Origin of the sequence: Nesterenkonia massiliensis, assembly GCF_000455245.1 — a bacterium.
GTDB lineage: Bacteria > Actinomycetota > Actinomycetes > Actinomycetales > Micrococcaceae > Nesterenkonia > Nesterenkonia rhizosphaerae.
This window is the reverse complement of sequence record NZ_HG005167.1, coordinates 282,553-305,549: the sequence shown is the minus strand read 5'-3', so window position 1 is coordinate 305,549 and position 22,997 is coordinate 282,553. Positions and strand designations below refer to the sequence as shown.

The following is a 22,997-nucleotide window of genomic DNA, read 5'->3' as shown; positions in this document are numbered from 1 at the left end:
CATGGCTAAAGACACCTACACAGAGTTTGCCAATACGCCCCTGGGCAAGCGACTGACCAAGTCGCTGGGCCTGCCCCAGCCGGCCAAGCTGCGCCGCTACAGCCCGCAGGCGCCGCTGATCCCAGGCACCGTGGTGGTTCTGGGAGACTCCGCAGCCAGCGAGGCGATTGCCCAGCAGCTGCTGAGCTGGGACGTGGATGTGCGCCGACATGTGGGCGCCAAAGAGAAGATCGCGGCAGTGGTCGCAGTGTTCGACACGGTGGCCACACCGGGTGATCTCAGTCAGGTGACTCTGGAACTGGGCGGACTGCTCAAACAGCTGGGCTCGTCCTCCCGTGTCATTACCGTGTACCGGGATCCCGCAGGAACTGAGGATCCAGCGGCACGCGCGGCGCGAAAGGGCGTGGAAGGGCTGACCCGGTCGCTCGCCCATGAGATGCGCGCAGGTGGTACCGCAAACGGGATCATTCTGGAGGAGAACCTGGATGCTGCCGCTCCGGGAGTCGCCGGGGCGCTGCGCTTCCTGCTCTCTGGCCGTTCTGCCTTTGTCTCAGGTCAGTTCATCACCGTCTCCAGCGTGAACGGTTCGCTGCCTGCTGACTGGAGCCGCCCGCTGGAAGGCCAGGTAGCGGTGGTCACCGGCGCAGCCCGGGGGATCGGGGCCTCCATCGCACGCATACTGCACCGCGATGGTGCCCAGGTGATCCCGGTGGACATCCCGGCCGCCGGAGAGCAGCTGGCGCAGGTGACCAACGAGGTCTCTGGTACTGCCCTGCAGCTGGATATCACCGCCGCCGACGCCGGACAGCGTATCCTCGATCACGCCGAGCAGCACTACGGGCGGCTTGACATCGTGGTGCACAACGCCGGAATCACCCGGGACAAGCTGCTGGCCAATATGGACCCGGCCCGCTGGGAGTCCGTGATCGCGGTCAATATCGAATCTCAGCTGCGCATGAACAAGATTTTTCTTGCCTCTGAGTTCTTCAGCCGCAGCGAACCGACCGGGCCCGACGGCGGGTCATCGGGTCCCAGGATCGTGTCACTGGCCTCCACCTCAGGTATCGCGGGCAACCGCGGTCAGACCAACTACGCGGCGTCGAAATCCGGCGTCATCGGTATGGTCTCTGCCACCTCGGCACAGCTTCAGGCACGGCATGGCACGATCAACGCTGTCGCCCCCGGTTTTATTGAAACGGAGATGACCGCGAAAATACCTTTCGCCACCCGTGAGGTAGCCCGGCGCCTGAATTCGCTGAACCAGGGCGGTCGCCCAGAGGATGTGGCCGAGACGATCGCGTTTCTCGCCTCACCGGCAGCCGGTGGGACCAGTGGTCTGACACTGCGAGTCTGCGGACAGAACCTGGTAGGAGCGTGAGGGGTATGACACCAGCTGCCACCTCCTTCGAAGAACCCCGGCGCATTCGTACGCCGAAGCTCTCGCGGCTCTACCTCGGTGCGGCACTGGATGCTGCGCGCAATACCATCAGCTCCAGCGGGAACTTAAGAGTTCTGCCGCAAGCGCCGGTGCTTGCTAGCCACCCTGGGATCACCCTCGAACAGGTTGAGCAGTACCGGGCGCTCTTTGGCGGCGAGGTCTTCGACGGCGTGCACCGCCGTTCGCTGCCTTCGGTGCTGGTGCACATCGCGGCCTTCCCGGTTCAGATGGCGCTGATGAGCCAGGATGATTTCCCGCTGCAGCTGATGGGCATGGTTCATTTGTCGAACCAGGTGGAGCATCACCAGCCGATCGGCGCTGAAGAGGCCCTGCAGATTCTGGCGCGCGCGGAGAATCTGCGTGCACATCGCCGAGGGACCCAGGTGGACATCGTGGTGGAGATTTTCTCCGCGGATGTCGATGTCACCGCTGATGGAGGTACGCAGCCGCTGTGGAGCAGCGTGTCCACATATCTGAACCGCGGAACCTATTTGGCGGGCAAACCTGACAGGAATGATGAGCAGGGTCCGGCTTTCGTGCCGCCTACTAAGACTGCGTCCTGGAAGCTCGGGACTGATGCCGGACGTGCCTATGCGGCGGTCTCCGGGGACTACAACCCCATCCATGTGTCCAGCCTTGGTGCTAAGGCCCTTGGAATGCCCAGTGCCATTGTGCACGGAATGTACTCCGCTGGCCGGATGCTCGAGGGGCGCGAGCCGGAACAGGCAGGACACCGCTGGAGCATCCATTTTGAGGCACCGGTCACGCTGCCTGCCACTGTGGCCTTCGCCGCTGAGGAAGTGGATGACCACACCATACGGTTCACCGGCTGGAACCCGCGCAAGGTGCGGCGGCACTTCACTGGTGAACTGATCATCTGATTCGTCATCACTGTCGGCGGCGCGGTAAGCCGCGATAGAGTGCCATGTCGTGAGTGAAGACAAGCAGCAGCCCGTCAAGGACGGGAACACTATCAGCGCCGTCGACCGTTACTTCCACATCAGCGAGCGGGGCTCCAGTGTGGGCCGTGAAGTTCGTGGTGGTCTGGCTACATTCCTGGCCATGTCCTACATCATTGTGCTCAACCCGCTGATTATCGGCGCTGCTGCAGACTCCACAGGGCACTATCTTGGCGGAGGCACGGAGCCGAACCTCCCCGCCGTCGCTGCGGCCACGTCGCTGATTTCCGGTGTGCTCACCATCCTGATGGGTGTGGTGGGCAAGTTCCCGATGGCTGTCTCATCCTCACTGGGCCTTTCAGCATTTATTACCTACGGCATCGTGGTGCTGCCGGGAATGACCTGGGCCGATGCCATGGGTCTGGTGGTTATCGAGGGTGTGATCCTGCTGGTGCTTGTGCTCACTGGGTTCCGCTCCGCCATCTTTAATGCCGTGCCAAGTCCGCTGAAGATCGCGATCAGTGTGGGCATCGGCTTGTTCATCGCGCTGATCGGCATGATGAACGCAGGCTTCATCCAGAACTCCGGCGGTGCTGGCCTGGAACTGGGCGTGGACGGCTTCGTCTTCGGATGGCCGCTGCTGATCTTCCTTGTGGCACTTTTTGCGCTGTTCGTCATGTGGTCGGCCAACGTCCGCGGCGCCATCCTGTACTCAATCGTCGGAGCCACAGTCCTGGCCATCACCATTGAGTCCATCCTCCGGGTGGGACCGGCCAGTGAGGACCAACCCTACGGCTGGGACTTGACGGTCCCCACGTTGGACCAGGAGTGGTTCACCCTGCCGGATCTCTCGTTGCTGGGGCAGTTCAACCTGCTCGGATCATGGGAGTCCATTGGTCTGGTGGCCGCCACGCTTCTGGTGTTCACTCTGCTGTTGGCCAACTTCTTTGACCTGCTGGGCACCATGGTGGGCGTCTCCAACGCCGGCAACATCAAAGATGAGCATGGCGATATCCCGCATTCCAAACGCATCATGGTCTCCGATGCACTTGGGACCATCGGTGGCGGCATGGGATCGACCTCAGTGAACTCTGGCTTCATCGAATCCACCGTGGGTGTGGGCGACGGCGCGCGCACCGGTCTGGCTAACGTTGTCACTGGCCTGCTCTTCCTTGCCACCATTGTGCTGGCGCCGCTGGCAGCGGTGATCCCCACTGAGGCTGCCTCGGCCACCCTGGTACTGGTGGGCTTCCTGATGATGCAGCAGATTGTGCGCATTGACTGGAAGGACGTCGAGATCGCTATTCCGGCGTTCATGACCGTGGTGATTATGCCCTTCAGCTACTCCATCACCAACGGAATCGGCGCCGGCTTTATCACCTACGTGATCATCAAGGTCCTGCGCGGTAAGTTCCGCGAGGTTCACCCCTTGATGTATGTCACTGCAGCAATGTTCATCTTGTACTTCATCTCTGGACCTATCCAAGATGCTCTCGGCGTGAGCTGAATAGCCCTGTTTAGCTAGTCAGTGGAACCGCCAGCGCGGCGTCGTTATTGCGGACGTTGCCCACCGCGGCAGAGACTTCATAGATCTCCCAGCCTGCGGTCACAGCAGGGAGCCGGTCCTGCATCTCCTCGAGCAGCGTCTCCACGACGGCGCGGTCTAGAGTTGCCGGATTCATCCAGGCACGAGCGTCCTCCCAGGAGAGCGCCAGGGGAGTGCGATCATGCAGTTGCTGCAGGGCGTTCAGGGGGCCGTTGGTGCCCTGCGGGGCGCTGGTGGTGAGGATGGTGGTGGAGAGCAGCCAAGGGTTCTGATCCGGTCCGGCTGCAGGGTCCTTCCACCACTCGTAGAGGCCGGCAAAGAGCATCAGGGAGCCATCCGCCGGGCGCACCGCAAAGGGGCGTTTGCGAGCCTTGCCGTCCCCGTCGGTCTCCGTGCGCCATTCGTAGTAGCTCTCCACGGGGACGACGGCGCGCCTGCGGGTGACAGCGTCACGGAACGCGGGCTTCTGCGTCACCGTCTCTGATCGCGCATTGAACGTGCGCGCACTGAAGGAAAGGTCTTTGGCCCAGCGGGGGAGTAGACCCCAGCGTGCCAAATGGAGTTCCCTCAGTTGCTGGCCCTGGTCTGTGCGTTCCAGCAGGATCGGCACGGCAGTTGTCGGGGCAATATTCCAGTGCGGACCGAAGTCGAACTCGGGCTGGCTGGTCAGTTCAAGCTCGGCGGCCAGATCCCCGGTGGCCCTGGCCATGACATAGCGTCCACACATTGCTTCAGCTCGTTCCCTACAGAGTCAGCCGGGTCTCACCAGCGATGGTGAACCAGCGGACGGATGGCATCGTCGTAAATGCTCTGCACAGCGCTGAGGAACTCCTCATCCAGGCGAGGTAGCTGACCGGCCGCCGCATTGGCCTCGGCCTGCTGAGTATTGCGCGCCCCGGGGATCACCGTGGTCACGCCGGGCTGCTGAGCCACCCAGGCCAGCGCTGCGGCGGCGGGCTCGTAGCCTGCAGCTTGGGCAGCGGCGGAGAAACGTGCTGCGGCCTGAACTCCAGTGCTGAAATCCACACCTGAGAAGGTCTCGCCCACATCAAAAGCTTCACCAGTTCGGTTGTAGGTCCGGTGATCGTTCTGCGCGAAGGTCGTCTGCTCGGTATAGCGCCCTGAGAGCAGCCCGGAGGCCAGCGGCACCCTGGCGATGATGCCCATCCCGGCCTCGGAAGCTGCTGGGAGCACCTGCTCCAGAGGTTTCTGCCGGAACGCATTGAGAATGATCTGCACAGTGGCTACGTGTGGGCGTGCAATGGCACGCAGGGCCTGCTCGCATGTCTCGACGCTGACCCCGTAGGAGGCGATGGCGCCTGCTTCGACTAGATCATCGAGGGCATCAAAGACTGCGCCGGAGGTGTAGACATCGTCGGTGGGGCAGTGCAGCTGGACCAGATCCAGGGTGTCGACGCCGAGGTTCTTCCGGGAACGGTCCGTCCAGTCCCGAAAGTTCTGGGCGGTGGCGTACTCCAGCGAGGGTTGCGCGGCCCGGCGAATCATCTTGGTGGCCACAGTCCCGTTCCATTCGGGATTATTCCGCAGCCATTGCCCGATGAGCGTCTCGCTGCGGCCATCGCCGTATACATCGGCGGTGTCAAAGAAGGTGACACCTGTCGCCGCGGCGGCGTCCAAGACGCTCAGGCCCTCAGCTTCTGAGACATCACCCCAGTCGGCGCCGAGCTGCCAGGTTCCCAAGCCGATAATTGACACTTCACGGCCAGTTCTTCCCAGGGTTCGGTGCTCCACAGCTGCTCCTTCGTGTGACGGGCGCCGCACTATATGCGGCACACCACAGTGTACGCCGGGCCGAATCCGCTGCGCGGAGTGAAGCGGCAACGTCAGTCCTCCTCACCGGTGTCCGCTGGGGCTCCTCCCGAGGAATCTTCCTGTCGCTTCACATCACCATTCAACGCCCAGCATTGCTGCGCTCTGCCTCCAGTGCTCCTGCACAATGCTCGACTCGTAGGCCGCAGGGTTTGTGCGCGCAGGTTTGAGGTTTGATCCGTAGAACTCTCCAGAGACCCACGTGGTTCCAGGTGCGCTCGTGATGAAATGGCTGAGTCTTCGCCCTCCTTCGGTGCCCGTGGTGAGAAAACGTGCCACTAGGCCGTGATAGATCCACCGGAAGTAGTTGGTGGAATCTGCAGCGAAGTTGGTGGCGACCAGCGACAAGTCTGGTGGGGCCGCGCAAGTATGTGGAGCGGTTGGTGGGCGGCCTGAGCCTGTTGTCCTAATGGCCCGGACGACGACACTAACCGGCATCTCGCTATGGCACTCGGTTGAGCCAGGCAGGGTCCTCATATTTGCTGCGGGCAAGTTCCTCGGCGGCCTGCCGGGTGGACTCATCGAGCGCAACCCGGCTGAAGCCGTAGCTGGACTTGAAGGACTGCAGCATAGCGTCCACCACTTCTGCCCGGGAGAGCCCGGTCTGGGAACGCAGTGGATCCACCCGTTTGCCCGCGCTGATATGGCCTTTGTCAGAGAGCTTCTCACGGCCAATCCGCAGGATGTCCATCATCTTCGAGGCATCCATGTCATAGGACATCGTCACGTGATGCAGCACTGCGCCATTGCTGACCCGCTTCTGCGCGGCCCCGCCGATCTTGCCGCCGGGAGACACAATGTCATTGATGGGCACATAGGAGGCCTCCACCCCGAGTTCTCGTAACGCCCGGATGACCCAGGCGTCGAGGAAGGCATAGGACTCAACAAAGCTCATCCCCTCCACCAGTGTGGCCGGCACATACAGCGAATAGGTGATGGTGTTTCCCGGTTCCACGAACATCGCTCCGCCACCGGAGATCCTGCGCACCACAGTGGTGTCGTGACGCGCTGCTGCCTCCAGATCCACTTCATTGGACAGCGACTGGAATGAACCGATTATCACCGCGTTGGAGGCCCATTCCCAGACCCGGAGTGTGGGCGGCCGCTGACCGTCGCCTACCTGTCGAGTGATGACTTCATCCAGAGCCATCTGCATGGCCGGATGCTGCAGGCCCGTGTCCAAGAGCTCGAACTGATGGTCTGCCCAGCTGGAGCTGCGGCCCAGGGCGCGCAGAACGGTGATCACTATGGAGTGCGGATCGAAGCCCACCATCACAGCGTCCTGCCGGGCCCGTTCCACAGCGTCTTCATACACGCGGACCGGAGCATCCGCTGGGAGCCCTTCCAGTGCGTCTGACATTCGTCCCAGGGCGTCCTCTGGTTCTAGGAAGAAGTCTCCAGAGAGTCGAATATTTGCGAGTTTGCCGTCGGTGACCTCGAGGTCTGCGACCACGAGCTTGCCCTGGGGTACTTTGAATTCTCCGTGCACAATTGCCTCAACGCTTCGCAGCGGGATTTGCTTCCGCAGGCAGATCAGTTGCTCCGCGGCCAGGTCCCGGGGGCCGACAGCTTTGGACAGACGTACGACGACGGGGTGCTGGGCTGGTCCGCCGAGTGCGGTGACAGCCGCTGAACTGTTGGGCTGTTGCATGGGGCCTTCCCGCAGTATCAGAGTCGGGGTGCAGCAAGACTCCGTGGGGATGGAAAACGTGAGCATTGCGTGCTCGGGCTAGCGCGGCAAAGAACGGTGATACCAGATTGACATTGCGGCGAATACGGGCTTTCACAGCTGCCTTCCACTAGGGTGCGTGGGCGGTCAGGCGACGGGACCTGGCTGAGAGCTTCAGTCCGCGTCTTCTGCCGCGAGACGCCGCTGCGTAGTGCGTGACTTGAGCTTCAGTGCGATCACCGCGGCCAGCAGGCCCACAGTCCCGCCGATGACGCCCCCGATTACCGGCTCAGAGCCGGGGTCACCACCGAAGTCAAAATCTACGGAGATCAGCGGATTGCCGGTGAGGATGTGGAATGCCAGGGCGCCGCACCACAGCAACAGGTATCCAATAGTGCCCGCCCATACCAGGGTCATGCGTTTCTTCCCCGCGCGGTCCAGGAGTGCGACGAGATCCACACCCTCCCGGGCAGCGAACCAGATTGTGGCCCAAGAGGGGATGCCCACGATCATCAGTGGGGCCATGGACCACAGTCCGAGTCCGAACACCGCGAAGAGGATCGAGGTGGCGAATCCCAGCGACATTGCCAACACCATGGCAAAGGCGTAGGCGCGCAGAATAACGGCTTGCTCGCGTTCGTCTCCCATGGAGGGATCAGTGAGACCGGTGAGGGCATAGGCGGCGCGCATCAATGGTGAGTTGGTCATCGGCTTTCTCCTTCAAGCGGGAAAAGTTGTTCAACAGTGGAGTTCAGGCGTACCGCCAGCCGCAGTGCCAGATACACACTGGGGGCGTAGTCGCTGCGTTCGATGGAGATGATGGTTTGCCGGGAGACGCCGATGGCCTCGGCCAGCTGTGCCTGTGTCAGTCCCAAGCTTTTACGGCGTTCGCGCACACCCACAGTCATCGGGGGAGATTCCGGTGTCACGAGAGCAGCTCCTGAATGTCAAAGATCATGTACATGAACAAGGTTAAGGATCCTTGACATGCAGTGTCAAGTGGAGTTGACATTCACCTTAAGAAGCGCGGAGCTCCGTTCTTGGGGTTTCACCGGCTCGACGGCTGAAACCCGCGCCACAGCTGCAGCACCAGGGCAATCAAGGCGATAAGCGTCAGTCCGGTCAATGCCACTGGCAGGGAGAACACTGCACTGCTGGCCCCGATGAGCGGGCTGAGTCCAATCGCTGCCGTGCGCATGGCCCAACTGATCCAGGTCACCCCGCTGTGCGCGGGGAGGCCGGGTACCGCATCTGCGTCTGCGAAAGCAATGGGCACCGTGACTGCACTTCCCAGCCCGGCCAGCGCCAGTCCTGCCAAAGTAAGAGCCACTGTTGGAGCCCAGGCCGCACCCAGAAGTCCCGCAATGATGGCAGTCAGGCTCAGTAGCAGTGTTCTGTGTCGGCCTAGAGTATCGATGACTCTGTCCCCGAGCAGACGCCCAATGAACTGCGCGCCGAGCAGCACACTGAGGCCGATTCCAGCCGATGCCGCAGGCAGATCGCGCTCACTGGCAAGGAGCACTGCAGACCAATTGGCTCCGGCGTCCTCCACCGAAATGCCGGCCAGGGCCACCAAGGCCAGCGGCAGCAGTATGACAGTCATGCGAGTTCTGCCGATGCGAGGCGGAGTTGGAGCATCCTGGTGCAGCGGCACTGCGGTCTTCTCCGGCAGGAATGCGCGTGCTGCTAGCAGCATGCTCGCCATGCAGAGGGCCGCCCAGATGCTCATGTGAATCATCAGGGGAAGGCCCGCCACAGCAGCAAGAGTGCCCACGGCACCGCCGGCCGCGGCACCGATGCTCCAGCCGGCATGCATAGAGTTCAGCAGCGACCTGCCATAGGCCTCTTGCACCCGAATACCCTGCGAGTTCTGCGCCACGTCCACCACGGCATCGCCAGCTCCCGCCAGGGCAAGGCCAATCAGCACAACCCATGGGCTGCCCACTGTGGCGCCCCAGGCGGCCAGTATCAGGGCCAATCCAATCCACACCGTGCCTAGTCCGGCCGATCTCGGGACGCCGATCCAGCGGGAGACCACGCCCGGTAGGTGCAGTGTGACCATACCGCCCAAGGAATAGCCGGCGACAACTAGACCGAAGAAGGCGGCGTCTACCCCAAGGAGCTCCTTGACCTCGGCATAGCGGGCCAGCAGAGAAGCAGGCAGTGCGCCATTGGTCGCAAAGGCGAGCGTGGCTGCAATGCGAGACCGGCGAGGATACCTGGCGGCCGCGCCGTCGAAGGCGCCAGTCAACACGTGACGACCAATCCTTCAGCACTGCCCATGAGTCTCGACTCCTACTCGGAGGTGTCCTCGGGATGGCGGGAGAGGTGCAGAACAGCGCCCAGCAGGCCGCCCCACACGGTGACCAGTGCAACGATCATCATGATGACAGCGTCGATACCCATCAGATCTTCTCCCGTTCAACCTGCTCGTGGTCAGGACTTTCCATATGCATCGCGGAATTGCTGCGCCAGGGCATCAGGCTCAGGCCGATGGCGGAAACCACCACCAGGGCAAGTGAACCCCACCCGAAGGTGGCTACCACCCAGGTATCGAAGTCTCCGTACCCGTTGGTGATCTTGTCACGGATGTCCATCACCAGCAGCACGCCCAGCACCACGGGGAGTACGACGCCGATGAGCCCCTTCCAGATGGGTCCCACCTTGAACGAGCCGTAAGCGTTAAGAGCTGCGGCCAGTACATCCAGCTTCCGGTAGACCCAGGTCGCCAGCAGCACAGCGGAGAAGGCTCCCAGGACAATGCCCACGTTGTTAGAGAAGGCATCTACGACGTCGAGAATGGTCACGCCTGACACGCCGCCGATGAGGACTACGGAGAGGATCGCCGCCGAACCGCCGGCCACCGCCACCGAGACCGGTCGGGACCAGCCGGTCTTGTCCTTCACTGAGGAGACCACTACCTCCAGGATGGAGATCAGCGAGGTGATGCCCGCGATGGTCAAGGAGCCGAAGAAGAGCACGCCAAGCAGGGCCGAAGCCGGTGCCTGGGAGATGATGGTGGGGAAAGCGACGAAAGCCAGTCCCAGTCCTGAAGTTGCTACCTCATCGACGGCAGTATTGGCGGCCACGGCCAGGAATCCCAGTGCTGAGAAGACGCCGATGGCAGCCAGGAGCTCGAAGGAGGAGTTGGCGAAGCCCACCACGAGCCCGGATCCGGTGGCATTGGACTTGCGCTTCAAATAGGAGGCATAAGTAATCATGATGCCGAAGCCGACCGAGAGGCTGAAGAAGATCTGACCATAGGCCTGAATCCACACGGTGGCACTGGTTAGGGCACCCCAGTCCGGGGTGAAGAGCTCGTTGAGGCCGGTGATCGCGCCGTCGAGCGTCAGCGAGTAGCCCACCAGGATGGCGAACATCAGGAAAAGCAAGGGCAGGCCCCACATGGAAACTGCTGTCAGTCCCCGGCGCACACCAGTGGCCAGCGCGATGAGTATGAGGATCCACACCGCGACCAATGGCCAGCCGACCTGAGCGACGAAGTCCACCGAGATCCCGCTGCCCTCGGTGCCTCCGCCGTCGTACTGCAGGAACTCGGCAAAGAAGAATCCCTCCGCGTCGTCGCCCCAGGCTTGGGTGAGGGAGAACCCGGTGTACATCGCCGCCCATGCAACGATCGCGGCATAGTAGATGGCGATCAGGAAGCAGATACCCACCTGGAACCAGCCCACGAGCTCCGCGCTGCGGTGCATGCGCTTGAACGCCAGCGGGGGAGACCCGCGGAACTTATGTCCGACGGCGTAGTCGAAGAAGAGAATGGGCAGGCCGGCAGTCAGAAGCGCGATCAGGTACGGGATAAGGAATGCCCCGCCACCGTTTTCGTAGGTGACGTACGGGAATCTCCAGATATTGCCCAGGCCCACGGCAGAGCCGATGGCAACGAGGATGAACGCGGTGCGGCCGGAGAAGCTCTCGCGAAGGCGAGGCTTTGAGGTGGTGGCTGATTCGCTCATGTGAATCCTTTGTCGAAACGTGGACGGCATACGTGTCCACCGTCAGAACGCAAGGAGTCTATCCAGGGTGCTGCTGCCGAGGTAGCCGCGTAGGGCATCATTCCAGCACGTGGAACGTTAGCGGCGGGGACTCTGCGCTGGCGGCTGGCCATCGCACTGTAGGCGACCCCGGCGAAAGACACCACGGGCGGCAACTGGTGAATCGGCGCTGTCACCGCAGACACACAAGGCTCCGCTACGGCGGGGCCATTTTATGCCCGCACGACAGGTCCACATCGAAAGCAATATTCCGCGATCCACTGACAGTCCGAGGAAGAACCAGCAGAAACATGGGGAACAGACTAAAGTGCCGATACGTTCACGTAGATATGAGGGCCAGTCGCCCAGCACCGGCGCCGTAGGAAGACGTTGCAAGTTCATGATTAAGGAGGAACAGCTATGGTCAACCCCACTGGCAATCAGCCCGACAGCCTGACTCCGAATGATCAACGCGTGGATTACCAAATACTCCGAACCGTCAACAACTATGACGAAGCCCAATCCATAGTCGACGGGCTTTCAGACGCCGGCTTCCCCGTCAATAAGGTACGAATCGTCGGCACCGGGCTGCGCACTGTCGAGCAAGTCCTCACACGCATGACAACCGGCAAGGCCGCCGGCTATGGCGCGCTCTCCGGAGTCTGGTTCGGCCTACTCATAGGACTACTGTTCGCGATCATCACGCCACCATTCGGTTGGCTCTGGTTGCTTCTCATCGCCATCGGTACGGGCGCCCTCTGGGGAGCAATCTTCGGTGCAATTGGCCACGCAGTCACCGGCGGGAAACGCGACTTCACCTCCCGCTTCGCCATAGAAGCCGAAACCTACGACGTCATGGTCGAATCATCGCATGTGGACCACGCAGCTCGTGTCCTCATGACTGGGCCCACGACTCAATAGCCCACCACGACAAATAGAAGACGACCGGCCCTCACCGTTTTGGTGGGGGCCTTTCTCATGCCCAACAGAGGACCCCAGCCAGTCACGGGCCCGAAACCTGCGGAACTACGCAGTCCACGCTTGACCGCATGCGACAGCACCGAGGAAAGGAAGCCGCGCGCGTTCTTGATCGTCTTGGGGGAGTGGCCGGTCTTCTTCGCTGCCCGCACAGGGGCTTCGTTCTGCATCCATACAACCCACCGAGCGATGTCGTCCGCGGTGATGACATCCACAGGCATCTCAAAGGTGTCCAGGGGCATTTCCAAGTGGGTCTTGTACTTGGTCCGGGTGTATGGCGTGACGTCGATGAGGCGTTCGATATAGGTGGCGGCCACCCCAAAAAGCTTGGGAGCCGTGGAGACCTTCTGCGTTAATGCCCGCTGCGCGGCTGCTGCGTCTCCTTTGACCTGCTCAATGAGCTCTGCCCAGAGTTCTGCCTTGGCGCGGGAGTCCCAGGTCTTGGCGTGCCGCTTTCCGTGCGTGTACCAGATGACCCTGTAAGAGGTTCGCGTCTTGCCGGGGCGCTCTTCGATGACTGCCATGAGCACAGTTTAGTGGCCGTCTGGGAAGGTTTCCCACCGATTCGGGAAGATTCGCCGCTACTTCCCTGTCATTCTGGTGGGCCGAGAGGGACTCGAACCCCCGACACCTGCGGTGTAAACGCAGTGCTCTAACCAACTGAGCTATCGGCCCATGCGCCCATCTGCTGGGCACGAGAATCTATTGTACTGTCTTTCCGGCAGCGCTGTGGACACGCTGGCCGAACAGCCCAGAACTTGTACAAACAAAAGCGCCACGCCGCCGGTGCAGTGTCCGGAGCGGCGGGGCGCATGTGTGCTGCTGAGCTGTCTTAGCGAGTCACAGACATGACGTCGCGTGCTGGCTGGCTGCGGAAGGGGAGGTCGTGGGGTCCGACCTCGAAGTCGCGGCGCTCGGAGGCGCTGAGCATCTGCAGAATGCGGTGATGCGGGGCTTTGTCGACTCCGGTCTTGAAGAGCTTCTGCTTGAGAGCGTTCATTCGGCCTCGTCCTTTCTGTATCCATTCTTTGGTGTCGATTAGTTCAAGTGAAGTCTTTGATGAAACATTCCTGTAACACCGTGTTTACATGGTATTTGTGCTGAAGATCACGGGATTCCGTGAGAAAGTTTCCGAGGCACGAAAAAACGCCCTCATCTTCCACGACGTTGGAAGACGAAGGCGCTGATTCGTTGCAAGTTCTAGACCGCGCGCACCTCAGCCAGTCGCGCCTGTTCCGCGGCGTATAGCGCAGCGCCGACAATGCCAGCGTTATTCACCAAGACGGCGGGAGTCACCTCTGCGCGCAATCCGGTGACATAGGGGAGGAAATCCTCGCTTCGCTTGGAGACGCCGCCACCAATGATGAACTGTCCCACGGGCTGAATGCGCTCTACATGCTTCAGATACCGACGCAGTGTCTCGCCATATTCATCCCAGGGCTGCTCCGCGCGTTCGCGTGCCGAGGCGGAAACTTTGGTCTCTGCGACAACGCCCTCGAATTCCAGGTGGCCCAACTCTGAATTCGGCACCAGGACGCCGTCGTGCACCAACGCGCTGCCTACGCCTGTTCCAAGCGTCACCATCATTACGGTGCCGGCCCTGCCAGCACCTGCACCATAGCGGGCCTCCGCCAGACCAGCCGCATCAGCATCATTCAGGGTGGCCACACGTCCAGGCAGGTGCTGGAGCAGCTTTGTCGTGTCGCAGTCGAGCCATGATTCGTCGATATTTGCCGCGGTCAGCACCACATTGTCAATGACAATGGCGGGGAAGGTGACACCTACCACCAGGTCTGTCCGCGACGGCGCCTTCTCACGCCCCAACAAGTCCTCAAGGATTTGACCGATCACCTCAGCCACCGCCTCAGGGGTTGCCGGTTTCGGGGTGGGGATGCGAAACCGATCTCCTATCAGAGTGCCCTTGCGCAGATTGACGATGCCACCCTTGATTCCGGTGCCGCCGACATCGATGCCAATGGCCCGTTTGGGCAGGTCCGGCAGCGTCGCGCTGGCCGGGCCGAGAGATTCAGCGGCAGGGGCCTTCTTATCTGGCTTGGTCATAGTTCTCCACGAGTATTGATAGAACAAGGGAATGCAGGAAAGGGCGCGACGCTGCGCCAGTGCGGATACAGACTATCGTGTTTGAGTGTGTCCAGGGGCACAGCGGCCCGGAACGACGACGCCGGTGGCCCGGCTAGGACTGGCTGGGGAGCGTAAGAATCTCGGCGCCGTCGTCGGTGATGACCACGGTGTGCTCAAACTGAGCGGTCCGCTTACGGTCACGGGTGACTGCAGTCCATCCGTCTTCCCACATATCCCAGTGGCGGGTCCCCAGTGTCAGCATCGGCTCAACGGTGAACACCATGCCGGGTTCGATGAGCTGGGAGTATTCCGGCGCCGCGTCATAATGTGGAATCACCAGTCCCGTGTGGAAGGCCGGACCCACTCCGTGGCCGATGAACTCGTGCACTGTGCCGTAGCCGAAGCGGCGGGCGTACACCTCGATGGCCCGGCCGATGACATTGATGGGACGTCCCGGCTTAGCCGCGCGGATTCCACGCATCATGGCTTCATGGGTGCGCTCCACCAGAAGACGAGACTCTTCGTCGACGTCGCCGACGAGGAAGGTGACGTTGTGATCGCCGTGAACTCCATCAAGGTAGGCGGTGATATCCAGGTTGACGATGTCGCCGTCGTTGAGAACTGTGGAGTCGGGGATGCCATGGCAAACCACCTCATTCACCGAGGTGCAGATGGCTTTGGGGAAGCCCTTATAGTTCAGGCACGACGGATAGGCGCCGCGGTCTATGAGGTACTGATGGGCGAAAGCATCCAGTTCATCTGTCGTCACTCCGGGCTTGACGAGCCCACCGGTGGCGACCATGGCATCTGCGGCCAGTTGGGCAGCCTTGCGAATCTTGTTGATGGTCTCTGCGTCAAAAGCATCAGGCCCGGTATAGCGCGGCGGCTCCGCCAGCCCCACATAATTCGGCTTGGCGATTGAAGCCGGCACGGCACGCTCGGGGGAGACGGTGCCTTTGGTCAAAGTGCCTACGGGAGCAGTCGAAAGTGCAGAAGCCATGGCTGCCATCCTATCGCCGCAAGCACGTGGGAAGACAGCCTGGACAGTGGGGGCCGGCGTAGGCTGGGTACATGACTGATTACTGGTACAACCTGCGAAGCGGTGAAGTCGAAGAAGGCGCTCAGTCCAGTTGGAAGCACCTCCTGGGCCCCTATGCCACTCGGGAGGAAGCCCTGAAGGCCATGGAGAAAGTCCAGGCCAATAACGAGCGCTGGGATGAGGACGAGGCGGAGGAGGATTCTCTGCTCGACAGTTTCACCGCAGAGGACGACGACGCCCGCTGAGCCCGCCTACTCGAAGGTGTGCTCAGCGGCAGGGAAGGTGCCGGCAGTGACATCGGCGCGGTATGCCGTGACCGCTTCAGTGATGACCTCGCGCAGATTCGCGTACTGCTTGACGAACCGTGGCACCCGACCGCTGCCCAGGCCCAGCATGTCCTGCCAGACCAGCACCTGTCCGGTAGTCGCAGCACCGGCCCCGATTCCGATAGTGGGGATGGTCAGTTCGGACTCCAGCTGCGCGGCGATCTCAGCGGGCACCATCTCCATGACTACACCGAAAGCCCCTGCTTCCTCGACCGCCAGTGCATCAGCACGCAGGGCTTCAGCAGCCTCCCCGCGGCCCTGCACTCGGTAACCGCCGATGGCGTGTTCGGACTGCGGAGTGAATCCCACATGTGCCATCACCGGTACACCGGCTGCTACCACAGCGCGGATATGCTCAGCCCTGGCTGCCCCGCCTTCCAGCTTTACCGCCTGGGCTCCGGTTTCCTTCAGTACACGTACGGAAGTTTCTACTGCCTGCTGCGGCGAGACCTCGTAGGAGCCGAAGGGAAGGTCCACTACTACCAGGGCCCGAGTGGCACCGTTGACTACGGATTTGGCGAAGACGAGCATCTCTTCCACGGTGATGGGCAGTGTGGTGCTGCGGCCCATCACCACATTTGCCGCAGAGTCTCCCACTAAAAGGACCTCCACACCGGCTGCGTCAAAGAGCTGCGCAGTCATCGCATCATAGGAGGTCAGCATGCTGAACTTCTGGCCAGCATCCTTGAACTGCTTCAGGTGAACTGTGCGCATTCGTTTGGGGTTCACAGCCGCAGTCTGCGCGGCACCATAGGGATTCTGCTCCTCATTCGACATGGCAACCACCCTAGCGCGACACGAGCACGTAATCGCTGAGAAATCGGGCTGGCCCTGAGCGTATGTCCAGGTGAGCATGGTCACCTAAGGACTACGAGCCGCGCCGCCATAAGAGCAATAGGAGCTGGTAGAGATGCGCATTGCCGTCGTAGGGGCCACAGGAAACACCGGAACCGCACTGCTTGAGGAACTGCATTCGCGTCCCGAGGTCAGTTCGGTGCTGGGTATTGCTCGGCGCCTCCCGGAGCTCGACGCGACACCTTACGCTTACGCGGACTGGAAGACGGCCGACATCCAGTTCGCGGACTCGGTGCAGAATCTCGCCGAGCACTTTGCTGACGTGGACGCCGTGATCCATCTGGCATGGCTCATCCAGCCCAATTCAAAACGTGAGCTGCTGCGTCGGGTCAATGTCGAGGGAACCCGACATGTTCTGCAGGCCGCCGCGACGGCGGGGGTCAAGCACATTGCAGTGGCCTCGTCTGTGGGCGCTTACTCCCCGGTGGAAGACGACGAGCCACGGACCGAGGACTGGCCCACAGAGGGCATACCCACCTCGCATTACAGCGTGGACAAGGCGGCCCAAGAACGCGTCTGCGATGAATTCGAGACTGCGCATCCGGAAATCACGCTGGCGCGCATCAGACCCGGACTGATCTTTCAGGGCCGTGCGGGGGCCGAGATCCAGCGCTACTTCGCCGGACGCTGGGCCCCGGTGCAGATTCTGAAGACCCTGCGACCGCCAATGGTGCCTATGCCCGCAGGAGTCCGCTCTCAGGCAGTCCATGCTCGTGACGTCGCCTCCGCTTATGCAGAAGCTGTACTGCGTGGTGCACACGGTGGTTTCAATATCTGCGCCGATGACCTTCTCGACGGGGAAACCATCGCCAAAGTCGTCGCACACAGAGATAAAACTCGGGCCAGTATCGCGCTGCCCGCTGCACCGTTGCGGTCACTGGTCAAGGCGGCTCACCGAATGCACCTGCTGCCCATGGATGAAGGCTGGCTAGACATGGCAACAAGGGTGCCCATCATGGATAACTCCAGAGCCAAAGCTGAGCTCGGGTGGCAGCCCACTATGTCCGCGGCCCAAGCCCTGGATGACCTCATTGAGGGCCTGGGGGAGGGCAGCGGTGAATCCTCGATCCCCATGCGCCCGCGGACTACCGATGCCACGCAGAAGTATCCCCTACCTGCAGCGGACCACCTGATGGAGGACGACGACGTCGACGTGACGCTGCTGCGTCAATACATGGCGGATCACCTTTCCGGTGCCACGGCTGGACTGCAGCGTATCCGCGCGATGGCAGATGATTTCATCGATACTCCCGTCTATGCACGGCTGTCTGAAGTCGCAGTGGCGATCGGGGATGAGCATGATTTCCTCGCTGAGCTGATGAAGCGTCAGGGTTTTCCTCGGCCGGGACTACAGGCACCGCTGCTCTGGGTGGGGGAGCGAGTGTCTCGCCTGAAGCCGTACGGGCGGCCACCTTTCACACGGTCGCCTTCGGCCATGGTGCTGGAGGCCGAACTCATGATGGGCGCGGTCACTGCCAAGAAACGCGGATGGACAGTGCTGCAGGGCTTCACCGACGCGTTGGGCGTACCGCCGGAGGTGTTTGATGAACTCAGTGCAGCGGCCGATCATCAGCGTGACGCCCTTGAACAGGTCCACCGCTATGCACGTGAGCGCGCATTCCGCACCGACCGCGAGACATTCGTCCCGGGGAACTAGTACTCCCGGCTGGATGCGAGGTGACTGTCAGGAAACTCTCAGAAATTGAAGCGACCAGGTTGTTCTGAATTACTAGTAATAAGGCCTAGACTGGAGGTGTCCACTCATACCGTGCGGCCTCTTCAGGCGAGGGGAGCGGTGGCGTCGCACCGGCGCTGCTGTAGTTGACCGCACAGCGAAAAAGGAGAGACATGGCAGATAACGACCAGATTCTCACGACGCGACAGGGCCACCCTGTCCAGTACAACCAGAACATGCGGACCATCGGTTCCCGTGGCCCCGCAACTCTGGAGAACTATCACTTCCTGGAGAAGATCTCCCACTTCGACCGCGAGCGCATCCCGGAGCGAGTGGTGCACGCGCGCGGCTTCGTCGCCTACGGTGAGTTCGAGGCCACGGGCAAGATCGGTGATGAGCCAGCGTCGAAGTACACCCGCGCCAAGCTGTTCCAGGAGCCAGGTAAGAAGACCGAGCTGGCCATTCGCTTCTCCACAGTGATCGGTGGCCGCGACTCCTCCGAGGCTGCACGAGATCCCCGTGGCTTCGCCGTGAAGTTCTACACCGAGGACGGCAACTGGGACCTGGTGGGCAATAACCTCGCGGTCTTCTTCATCCGTGATGCCATCAAGTTTCCCGATGTTATCCATTCGCTGAAGCCGGATCCGGTCTCCTTCCGCCAGGAGCCCGCCCGCATCCTGGACTTCATGAGCCAGGCCCCCGAGTCCATGCATATGCTGACGCACCTCTTCAGCCCGCGCGGCATTCCCGCGACCTACCGCCACATGGAGGGCTTCGGCGTCAACACCTACAAGATGGTCAACGCCGAAGGCGAGACCGTTCTGGTGAAGTACCACTTCCACCCCCGTGCCGGCGTGGCATCGCTCTCCAGCGACGAGGCCGCCAAGGTGCAGGGCCAGGACACCGGTCATGCCACCCGCGACCTCTTCGACGCCATTGAGCGCGGCGAGTACCCGCAGTGGGACATGTACGTGCAGATCATGGAAGACACCGATCACCCAGAGCTGGACTGGGATCCGCTGGATGACACTAAGATCTGGCCCGAGGACCAGTTCCCGCTGCGCCACGTGGGCACAATGACGCTGAACCGCAACGTGGAGGACCACCACAACGAGAACGAGCAGATCGCCATGGGCACCGGTGTGCTGGTGGACGGCCTGGACTTCTCCGACGACAAGATGCTGGTGGGACGAACCTTCTCCTACTCAGACACCCAGCGCTACCGCGTGGGCCCCAATTACCTGCAGCTGCCGGTGAACTCGCCCAAGGGTGTCAAGGGACGTGTACACACCAACCAGCGCGGCGGGCAGATGAGCTACGGCGTGGACCTTGCACCGGGCCAGAACCCGCACGTGAACTACGAGCCTTCGGTCACCGGCGGTCTCGTCGAAGCGGAGAAGAAGCCGAATAACCCACCTGCGGTCAACGGCACCCTGGCTTCCTCCAATCTCGAGCGCACCAACGATTACCTGCAGGCCCGTGCCCGTTACTCCACCATGAACCAGTGGGAGCGCGACGAGCTGGTCAAGGAGCTCGGTGGCATGATCCAGCAGGCAGCACCTCAGGTTCAGGAGCGCTTCTTGTGGCACCTGTTCATGGTCCACGACGAGTACGGAGCCCGTGTGGGTGAGTACATCAACAAGACCGCTGAGGATGTGAAGCACCTGCAGCCGCTGCCCACTCAGAATTTCACTGAGGATGAGAAGAAGCGTCTGGAGAACCTCGGCAATAACGGTGACACCATCGATCCCACCGTATGGGGCACCTGGACCTCCTCCGTGGTGAACCACCAGGTGACAGCCGAGCAGGTGCTCGAAGGATTGGGCGACCTCGAGTACACCCGCGAGGATGCGCCAGCCAACTAAGGCTCTTGCCGTCCAGGGCTGAGGACAATCAGCCCAGGTCAGGAAGACACTGCGCCACGGCGCCAGAGAACGGTCTCAAGGGACTGTCTCTGGCGCCGTCGTCGTAAACGGTCAGTATCAAGCGAATGTCCAGGTCAGGTGGGAAGACTGACATGCGGAAACGCACGCGACCATCAGGGGTACCGACATGGCTGAGACGTTCACCAACTGGTCTGGCAGCATCTCCTTCACACCCGCCCGGCGAACAGCGCCTTCCAGTGCTGAGGAAGTCGCGGAGCTCGTCACCGCGGCCCGAGGACGCGGTGGCACCGTGAGGCCTGTGGGCTCAGGACATTCATCAGTTCCCATCTTCAATACCAATGACACCCTGGTCTCTCTGGAGAACCTCGCCGGCGTGATCGAGGCCGACTCTCAGAGTCAGCAGGCAAGAGTTCTGCCGGGAACAGGATTAAGTGACTTGGGAGGTCAGCTCGCCGAACACGGCTTGGCTATGGAGAATCTCGGCGACGTCGACTACCAGGCCATTGCCGGTGCCATCGGGACAGGAACCCACGGCTCCGGAGTTCGGCTCGGCAACCTATCCTCCACCATGATCGGCGGTCGTGTGATCAATGGCTTGGGCGAGGAGGTTCCCTTCGGCGTCGACGCGGGGGAGGGCGAAGATCATGATCTCTTGCGTGCAGCTCAAGTGTCCCTGGGGTCACTGGGTATTTTCACCTCCCTGACCCTGCGCCTGGAAGAGGCCTATGAGCTTCACCGGCAGAACTACATCACGCATATTGACTGGGTTCTGGAGAACTTCGCCGAACTGATCGAGGTGAACCGCAGTGTCGACTTCTACTGGTATCCGCGCAGTGACCTCGCGCAGGTACGCATGCTGAACAAACCAGGCGAAGAGCCTGATCTTCAACCTGAGGGTGAACTGAAGAAGGACGAGACCGGGCCGAACTACGAGATCATCCCCAATGATCGAGCCCTGCACTTCGAAGAAATGGAATACATGCTTCCACTGGATACCCAGCTGGAAGCCTTCAAGCAGGTGAGAGAACGCGTCAGAGCCAAACACCGAGCGACTGTGGGTTGGCGTGTGCTGGTACGGACTATCGCTGCTGATCATGGCTTGATATCCAATGCGGAGACTGTTTACCGCCAGGGCGCACCAACAATGACCATCGCTCTGTTGCAGAACAACACGCTGCCCTATAAGGCCTACTTTGATGATCTCGAACCGCTCTTCCGTCAGTTCGATGGCCGGCCGCACTGGGGCAAGAAGCACACCCTGGAAGCCGCTGAGTTGGCTCCGCTGTACCCAGGATGGGAGCGATTCCAGCAGATCCGGCAGGACATGGACCCAGAGGGCGTCTTCTTGAACGACTACTTGCGTGAACTATTCGTTGAGACAGGGGAGTAGCCGATGGCGCTGAAAGATTCGCTCAGTCAGTTGAAGGACACCGTCTCCGACACAGTCAGGGATAAGACTTCGGCAGTAAGGGGCGCGGACCTGGGGAGAAAGCAGTGGGTCTTCTCTGCGGGATTTGCGCCGAGTCAGAGCACAGGAACCGAACCGGAGTTCACCTCACGTAATACGCTCTGTTTGCTCAATACTTCCGCCGCCCCGGTCTGTGTAAGCGTCACCGTGTTCCACGCTGATCGTGACCCCGTGGGGCCCTATGAGATCCTTGTGGAACCCCAGAGGGTCAAACACCAACGGATCAATGACCTGATCGAACCTGAAGCAGTGCCGCTGGATGCGCCTTATGGCCTGGTTCTTGATGCTGATGGGCCAGTGGTGGCGCAGCTGCTCTACCTCGACTCCCGTGGTGGCAATCTCGCGGTCTCGCACCTGAACCCGGTCCCGCTGGACTGAGTGCTGTCTATGAGGGCGGCACCAACACCTGCAGGTAGCCTTCGCGGTAGGTGGGGTACTTCAGACCCTGGGGTTCCATCAGGTGATGCATCATGCGGGCATCGATCCTCTTTCCGTGAGGGCTGCCGCTGCCGCTATCAGGCGGTGAGGGTACGCCCAGCTGCGCGGCGATGAAGCTGAGCACCTCTCCGAGGGGTACCGGCGCTTTGTCCACAGCGTGCAGCAGAGGTATCGGCTGCGGCTGACGCAGTAGCTGCACTATCACCGCTGCAAGATCATCACGGTGAATGCGGTTGGTGATAAGTCCGTGGTCTACGGGTTCGCCGCTGCGGACCTTATGTATCAGCCGTGTGCGACCCGGCCCGTAGATTCCGGCGGGTCTGAGCACTGTGAGGTTCGGGAACAGCTCTCGTGCGAGGTTTTCGGCGTCAAGCAGCACCCGGGCCGTGGCACGTTCCGGTTGCGGAACGGTTTCCTCTGTGACGCACTGCCCGGCCAAGGTTCCCAGCACGCTGGTGGAGGAGACATAAATGACCCGTATGCCACGATGGGGGAGCGCAGCAGCAAGCCCCTTGAGCCCTTGTCTATAGGTGCGTTTATATCCGGCTGCGTCAGAAGTGTCAGAGGTGAGCGCCACGACGACGGCGTCGACCTCCGGCAGTGCCTCACCGTCGGGAGCGCTGAGATCCCGGCTCATGACCGGGAACGGTACATCAGTGCCTGCGGCACGACGACGCAGCCCGGTCACCTCGATACCCCCAGCATGCAGAAGCGCACCTACCTTGGAGCCGAGATCGCCGCATCCGGCAAGCAGGACCCGAGCCGGTAGTGCGGGAGAGGAGCTGTGCATCGTGGCCTCTTTTCACAAGGGGGCAGGGAGTTCAGCCTAACTCCCGGAAGCGTTCCGCGCTACACACGGCTGTGCCGCCAGGGTCA

Annotated in this window: 23 protein-coding genes and 1 tRNA gene; 9 read left to right on the top strand and 15 right to left on the bottom strand. The window is 61.5% G+C overall.

Features of this window, described 5'->3' with window-relative positions; translation table 11 throughout:
• Window position 1 precedes the first annotated feature (1 nt).
• The 3 genes from TX78_RS06940 to TX78_RS06930 are packed head-to-tail and all read left to right on the top strand — an operon-like array spanning window position 2 to window position 3,844.
• Complete coding sequence (locus tag TX78_RS06940; RefSeq protein ID WP_044494861.1) at window positions 2-1,378, top strand: 3-oxoacyl-ACP reductase; 1,377 nt, start codon at window positions 2-4, stop codon at window positions 1,376-1,378.
• 5 nt (window positions 1,379-1,383) lie between these two features.
• Window positions 1,384-2,319 carry a MaoC/PaaZ C-terminal domain-containing protein gene (locus tag TX78_RS06935; protein ID WP_044494860.1) on the top strand — a complete coding sequence of 312 codons (936 nt, stop codon included), beginning with the start codon at window positions 1,384-1,386 and terminating at the stop codon, window positions 2,317-2,319.
• A gap of 49 nt (window positions 2,320-2,368) precedes the next feature.
• Window positions 2,369-3,844, top strand: coding sequence for an NCS2 family permease (locus TX78_RS06930; protein ID WP_044494859.1), 1,476 nt, complete (start codon window positions 2,369-2,371; stop codon window positions 3,842-3,844).
• Between the two features lie 10 nt (window positions 3,845-3,854).
• On the opposite strand, the gene TX78_RS06925 is transcribed toward TX78_RS06930, so the two are convergent.
• The 8 genes from TX78_RS06925 to TX78_RS06890 form a co-directional block, all read right to left on the bottom strand.
• Window positions 3,855-4,610 carry an SOS response-associated peptidase gene (locus TX78_RS06925; RefSeq protein WP_081652630.1) on the bottom strand — a complete coding sequence of 252 codons (756 nt, stop codon included), beginning with the start codon at window positions 4,608-4,610 and terminating at the stop codon, window positions 3,855-3,857.
• A 35-nt stretch (window positions 4,611-4,645) separates the two neighbouring features.
• Window positions 4,646-5,635, bottom strand: coding sequence for an aldo/keto reductase (locus TX78_RS06920; RefSeq protein WP_044494857.1), 990 nt, complete (start codon window positions 5,633-5,635; stop codon window positions 4,646-4,648).
• 520 nt (window positions 5,636-6,155) lie between these two features.
• A complete protein-coding gene (locus TX78_RS06910; protein WP_044495008.1) occupies window positions 6,156-7,202 on the bottom strand; it encodes a lipoate--protein ligase family protein in 1,047 nt (348 codons plus the stop codon).
• 354 nt (window positions 7,203-7,556) lie between these two features.
• Window positions 7,557-8,090 carry a hypothetical protein gene (locus TX78_RS06905; protein WP_044494855.1) on the bottom strand — a complete coding sequence of 178 codons (534 nt, stop codon included), beginning with the start codon at window positions 8,088-8,090 and terminating at the stop codon, window positions 7,557-7,559.
• Window positions 8,087-8,311 (bottom strand): helix-turn-helix transcriptional regulator, encoded by a 225-nt coding sequence (locus tag TX78_RS06900; RefSeq protein ID WP_407635380.1) that lies wholly within the window; start codon window positions 8,309-8,311, stop codon window positions 8,087-8,089. Before TX78_RS06900 ends, TX78_RS06905 begins: the two co-directional genes overlap by 4 nt.
• Before the next feature lie 119 nt (window positions 8,312-8,430).
• Window positions 8,431-9,636: an MFS transporter gene (locus TX78_RS06895; protein ID WP_158644311.1), complete on the bottom strand. Its 1,206-nt coding sequence runs from the start codon at window positions 9,634-9,636 to the stop codon at window positions 8,431-8,433.
• A 41-nt stretch (window positions 9,637-9,677) separates the two neighbouring features.
• Window positions 9,678-9,788: a methionine/alanine import family NSS transporter small subunit gene (locus TX78_RS13175; RefSeq protein WP_081652628.1), complete on the bottom strand. Its 111-nt coding sequence runs from the start codon at window positions 9,786-9,788 to the stop codon at window positions 9,678-9,680.
• Window positions 9,788-11,356 (bottom strand): sodium-dependent transporter, encoded by a 1,569-nt coding sequence (locus tag TX78_RS06890; protein WP_044494853.1) that lies wholly within the window; start codon window positions 11,354-11,356, stop codon window positions 9,788-9,790. Before TX78_RS06890 ends, TX78_RS13175 begins: the two co-directional genes overlap by 1 nt.
• 438 nt (window positions 11,357-11,794) lie before the next feature.
• Between TX78_RS06890 and TX78_RS06885 the strand changes: the two genes are divergently transcribed.
• Window positions 11,795-12,295: a general stress protein gene (locus tag TX78_RS06885; RefSeq protein WP_081652627.1), complete on the top strand. Its 501-nt coding sequence runs from the start codon at window positions 11,795-11,797 to the stop codon at window positions 12,293-12,295.
• Here the strand turns inward: TX78_RS06885 and TX78_RS06880 are convergent.
• The 5 genes from TX78_RS06880 to map all read right to left on the bottom strand — a co-directional run bounded on the left by TX78_RS06880 (window position 12,289) and on the right by map (window position 15,434).
• Entirely contained in the window at window positions 12,289-12,876 is a 588-nt protein-coding gene (locus tag TX78_RS06880) for a hypothetical protein (RefSeq protein WP_044494852.1), read from the bottom strand. The two genes, TX78_RS06885 and TX78_RS06880, sit on opposite strands and share 7 nt — an antisense overlap.
• Window positions 12,877-12,950: 74 nt before the next feature.
• Window positions 12,951-13,027, bottom strand: a tRNA-Val gene (locus TX78_RS06875).
• A gap of 157 nt (window positions 13,028-13,184) precedes the next feature.
• Entirely contained in the window at window positions 13,185-13,352 is a 168-nt protein-coding gene (locus tag TX78_RS13730) for a hypothetical protein (RefSeq protein WP_158644310.1), read from the bottom strand.
• A 200-nt stretch (window positions 13,353-13,552) separates the two neighbouring features.
• A complete protein-coding gene (ppgK, locus tag TX78_RS06870; RefSeq protein WP_081652626.1) occupies window positions 13,553-14,413 on the bottom strand; it encodes a polyphosphate--glucose phosphotransferase in 861 nt (286 codons plus the stop codon).
• A gap of 133 nt (window positions 14,414-14,546) precedes the next feature.
• The gene (map, locus tag TX78_RS06865; RefSeq protein ID WP_044494850.1) at window positions 14,547-15,434 is read right to left on the bottom strand and encodes a type I methionyl aminopeptidase; all 888 of its coding nucleotides are present in this window, start codon (window positions 15,432-15,434) and stop codon (window positions 14,547-14,549) included.
• A 71-nt stretch (window positions 15,435-15,505) separates the two neighbouring features.
• Between map and TX78_RS06860 the strand changes: the two genes are divergently transcribed.
• Window positions 15,506-15,718 carry an SPOR domain-containing protein gene (locus tag TX78_RS06860; RefSeq protein WP_044494849.1) on the top strand — a complete coding sequence of 71 codons (213 nt, stop codon included), beginning with the start codon at window positions 15,506-15,508 and terminating at the stop codon, window positions 15,716-15,718.
• A 6-nt stretch (window positions 15,719-15,724) separates the two neighbouring features.
• On the opposite strand, the gene panB is transcribed toward TX78_RS06860, so the two are convergent.
• Window positions 15,725-16,576 carry a 3-methyl-2-oxobutanoate hydroxymethyltransferase gene (gene panB / locus TX78_RS06855; protein ID WP_044494848.1) on the bottom strand — a complete coding sequence of 284 codons (852 nt, stop codon included), beginning with the start codon at window positions 16,574-16,576 and terminating at the stop codon, window positions 15,725-15,727.
• Between the two features lie 133 nt (window positions 16,577-16,709).
• On the opposite strand from panB, the gene TX78_RS06850 reads away from it, so the two are divergent.
• From TX78_RS06850 to TX78_RS06835, 4 genes are all read left to right on the top strand, one after another.
• The gene (locus TX78_RS06850; protein ID WP_044494846.1) at window positions 16,710-18,311 is read left to right on the top strand and encodes an NAD-dependent epimerase/dehydratase family protein; all 1,602 of its coding nucleotides are present in this window, start codon (window positions 16,710-16,712) and stop codon (window positions 18,309-18,311) included.
• 191 nt (window positions 18,312-18,502) lie between these two features.
• Window positions 18,503-20,194: a catalase gene (locus TX78_RS06845; RefSeq protein ID WP_044494844.1), complete on the top strand. Its 1,692-nt coding sequence runs from the start codon at window positions 18,503-18,505 to the stop codon at window positions 20,192-20,194.
• A gap of 187 nt (window positions 20,195-20,381) precedes the next feature.
• A complete protein-coding gene (locus tag TX78_RS06840) occupies window positions 20,382-21,605 on the top strand; it encodes a D-arabinono-1,4-lactone oxidase (RefSeq protein WP_044494842.1) in 1,224 nt (407 codons plus the stop codon).
• Between the two features lie 3 nt (window positions 21,606-21,608).
• On the top strand, window positions 21,609-22,061 hold the full coding sequence (locus TX78_RS06835) for a sensory rhodopsin transducer (RefSeq protein WP_081652625.1): 453 nt from the start codon (window positions 21,609-21,611) through the stop codon (window positions 22,059-22,061).
• Between the two features lie 7 nt (window positions 22,062-22,068).
• Here TX78_RS06835 and TX78_RS06830 read toward each other — a convergent pair whose 3' ends face one another.
• Entirely contained in the window at window positions 22,069-22,911 is an 843-nt protein-coding gene (locus TX78_RS06830) for an SDR family oxidoreductase (protein WP_044494840.1), read from the bottom strand.
• Between the last annotated feature and the right edge of the window lie 86 nt (window positions 22,912-22,997).

What these genes read in the sequence shown, in the direction of transcription:
- TX78_RS06830 (WP_044494840.1), bottom strand. Translation starts at nt 22,911, where the DNA reads ATGCACAGCTCCTCTCCCGCACTACCGGCTCGGGTCCTGCTTGCCGGA.
- panB (WP_044494848.1), bottom strand. Translation starts at nt 16,576, where the DNA reads ATGTCGAATGAGGAGCAGAATCCCTATGGTGCCGCGCAGACTGCGGCT.
- TX78_RS13730 (WP_158644310.1), bottom strand. Translation starts at nt 13,352, where the DNA reads ATGAACGCTCTCAAGCAGAAGCTCTTCAAGACCGGAGTCGACAAAGCC.
- TX78_RS06890 (WP_044494853.1), bottom strand. Translation starts at nt 11,356, where the DNA reads ATGAGCGAATCAGCCACCACCTCAAAGCCTCGCCTTCGCGAGAGCTTC.
- TX78_RS06835 (WP_081652625.1), top strand. Translation starts at nt 21,609, where the DNA reads ATGGCGCTGAAAGATTCGCTCAGTCAGTTGAAGGACACCGTCTCCGAC.
- TX78_RS06905 (WP_044494855.1), bottom strand. Translation starts at nt 8,090, where the DNA reads ATGACCAACTCACCATTGATGCGCGCCGCCTATGCCCTCACCGGTCTC.
- ppgK (WP_081652626.1), bottom strand. Translation starts at nt 14,413, where the DNA reads ATGACCAAGCCAGATAAGAAGGCCCCTGCCGCTGAATCTCTCGGCCCG.
- map (WP_044494850.1), bottom strand. Translation starts at nt 15,434, where the DNA reads ATGGCTTCTGCACTTTCGACTGCTCCCGTAGGCACTTTGACCAAAGGC.
- TX78_RS13175 (WP_081652628.1), bottom strand. Translation starts at nt 9,788, where the DNA reads ATGGGTATCGACGCTGTCATCATGATGATCGTTGCACTGGTCACCGTG.
- TX78_RS06940 (WP_044494861.1), top strand. Translation starts at nt 2, where the DNA reads ATGGCTAAAGACACCTACACAGAGTTTGCCAATACGCCCCTGGGCAAG.
- TX78_RS06925 (WP_081652630.1), bottom strand. Translation starts at nt 4,610, where the DNA reads ATGTGTGGACGCTATGTCATGGCCAGGGCCACCGGGGATCTGGCCGCC.
- TX78_RS06840 (WP_044494842.1), top strand. Translation starts at nt 20,382, where the DNA reads ATGGCTGAGACGTTCACCAACTGGTCTGGCAGCATCTCCTTCACACCC.
- TX78_RS06885 (WP_081652627.1), top strand. Translation starts at nt 11,795, where the DNA reads ATGGTCAACCCCACTGGCAATCAGCCCGACAGCCTGACTCCGAATGAT.
- TX78_RS06860 (WP_044494849.1), top strand. Translation starts at nt 15,506, where the DNA reads ATGACTGATTACTGGTACAACCTGCGAAGCGGTGAAGTCGAAGAAGGC.
- TX78_RS06850 (WP_044494846.1), top strand. Translation starts at nt 16,710, where the DNA reads ATGCGCATTGCCGTCGTAGGGGCCACAGGAAACACCGGAACCGCACTG.
- TX78_RS06935 (WP_044494860.1), top strand. Translation starts at nt 1,384, where the DNA reads ATGACACCAGCTGCCACCTCCTTCGAAGAACCCCGGCGCATTCGTACG.
- TX78_RS06845 (WP_044494844.1), top strand. Translation starts at nt 18,503, where the DNA reads ATGGCAGATAACGACCAGATTCTCACGACGCGACAGGGCCACCCTGTC.
- TX78_RS06880 (WP_044494852.1), bottom strand. Translation starts at nt 12,876, where the DNA reads ATGGCAGTCATCGAAGAGCGCCCCGGCAAGACGCGAACCTCTTACAGG.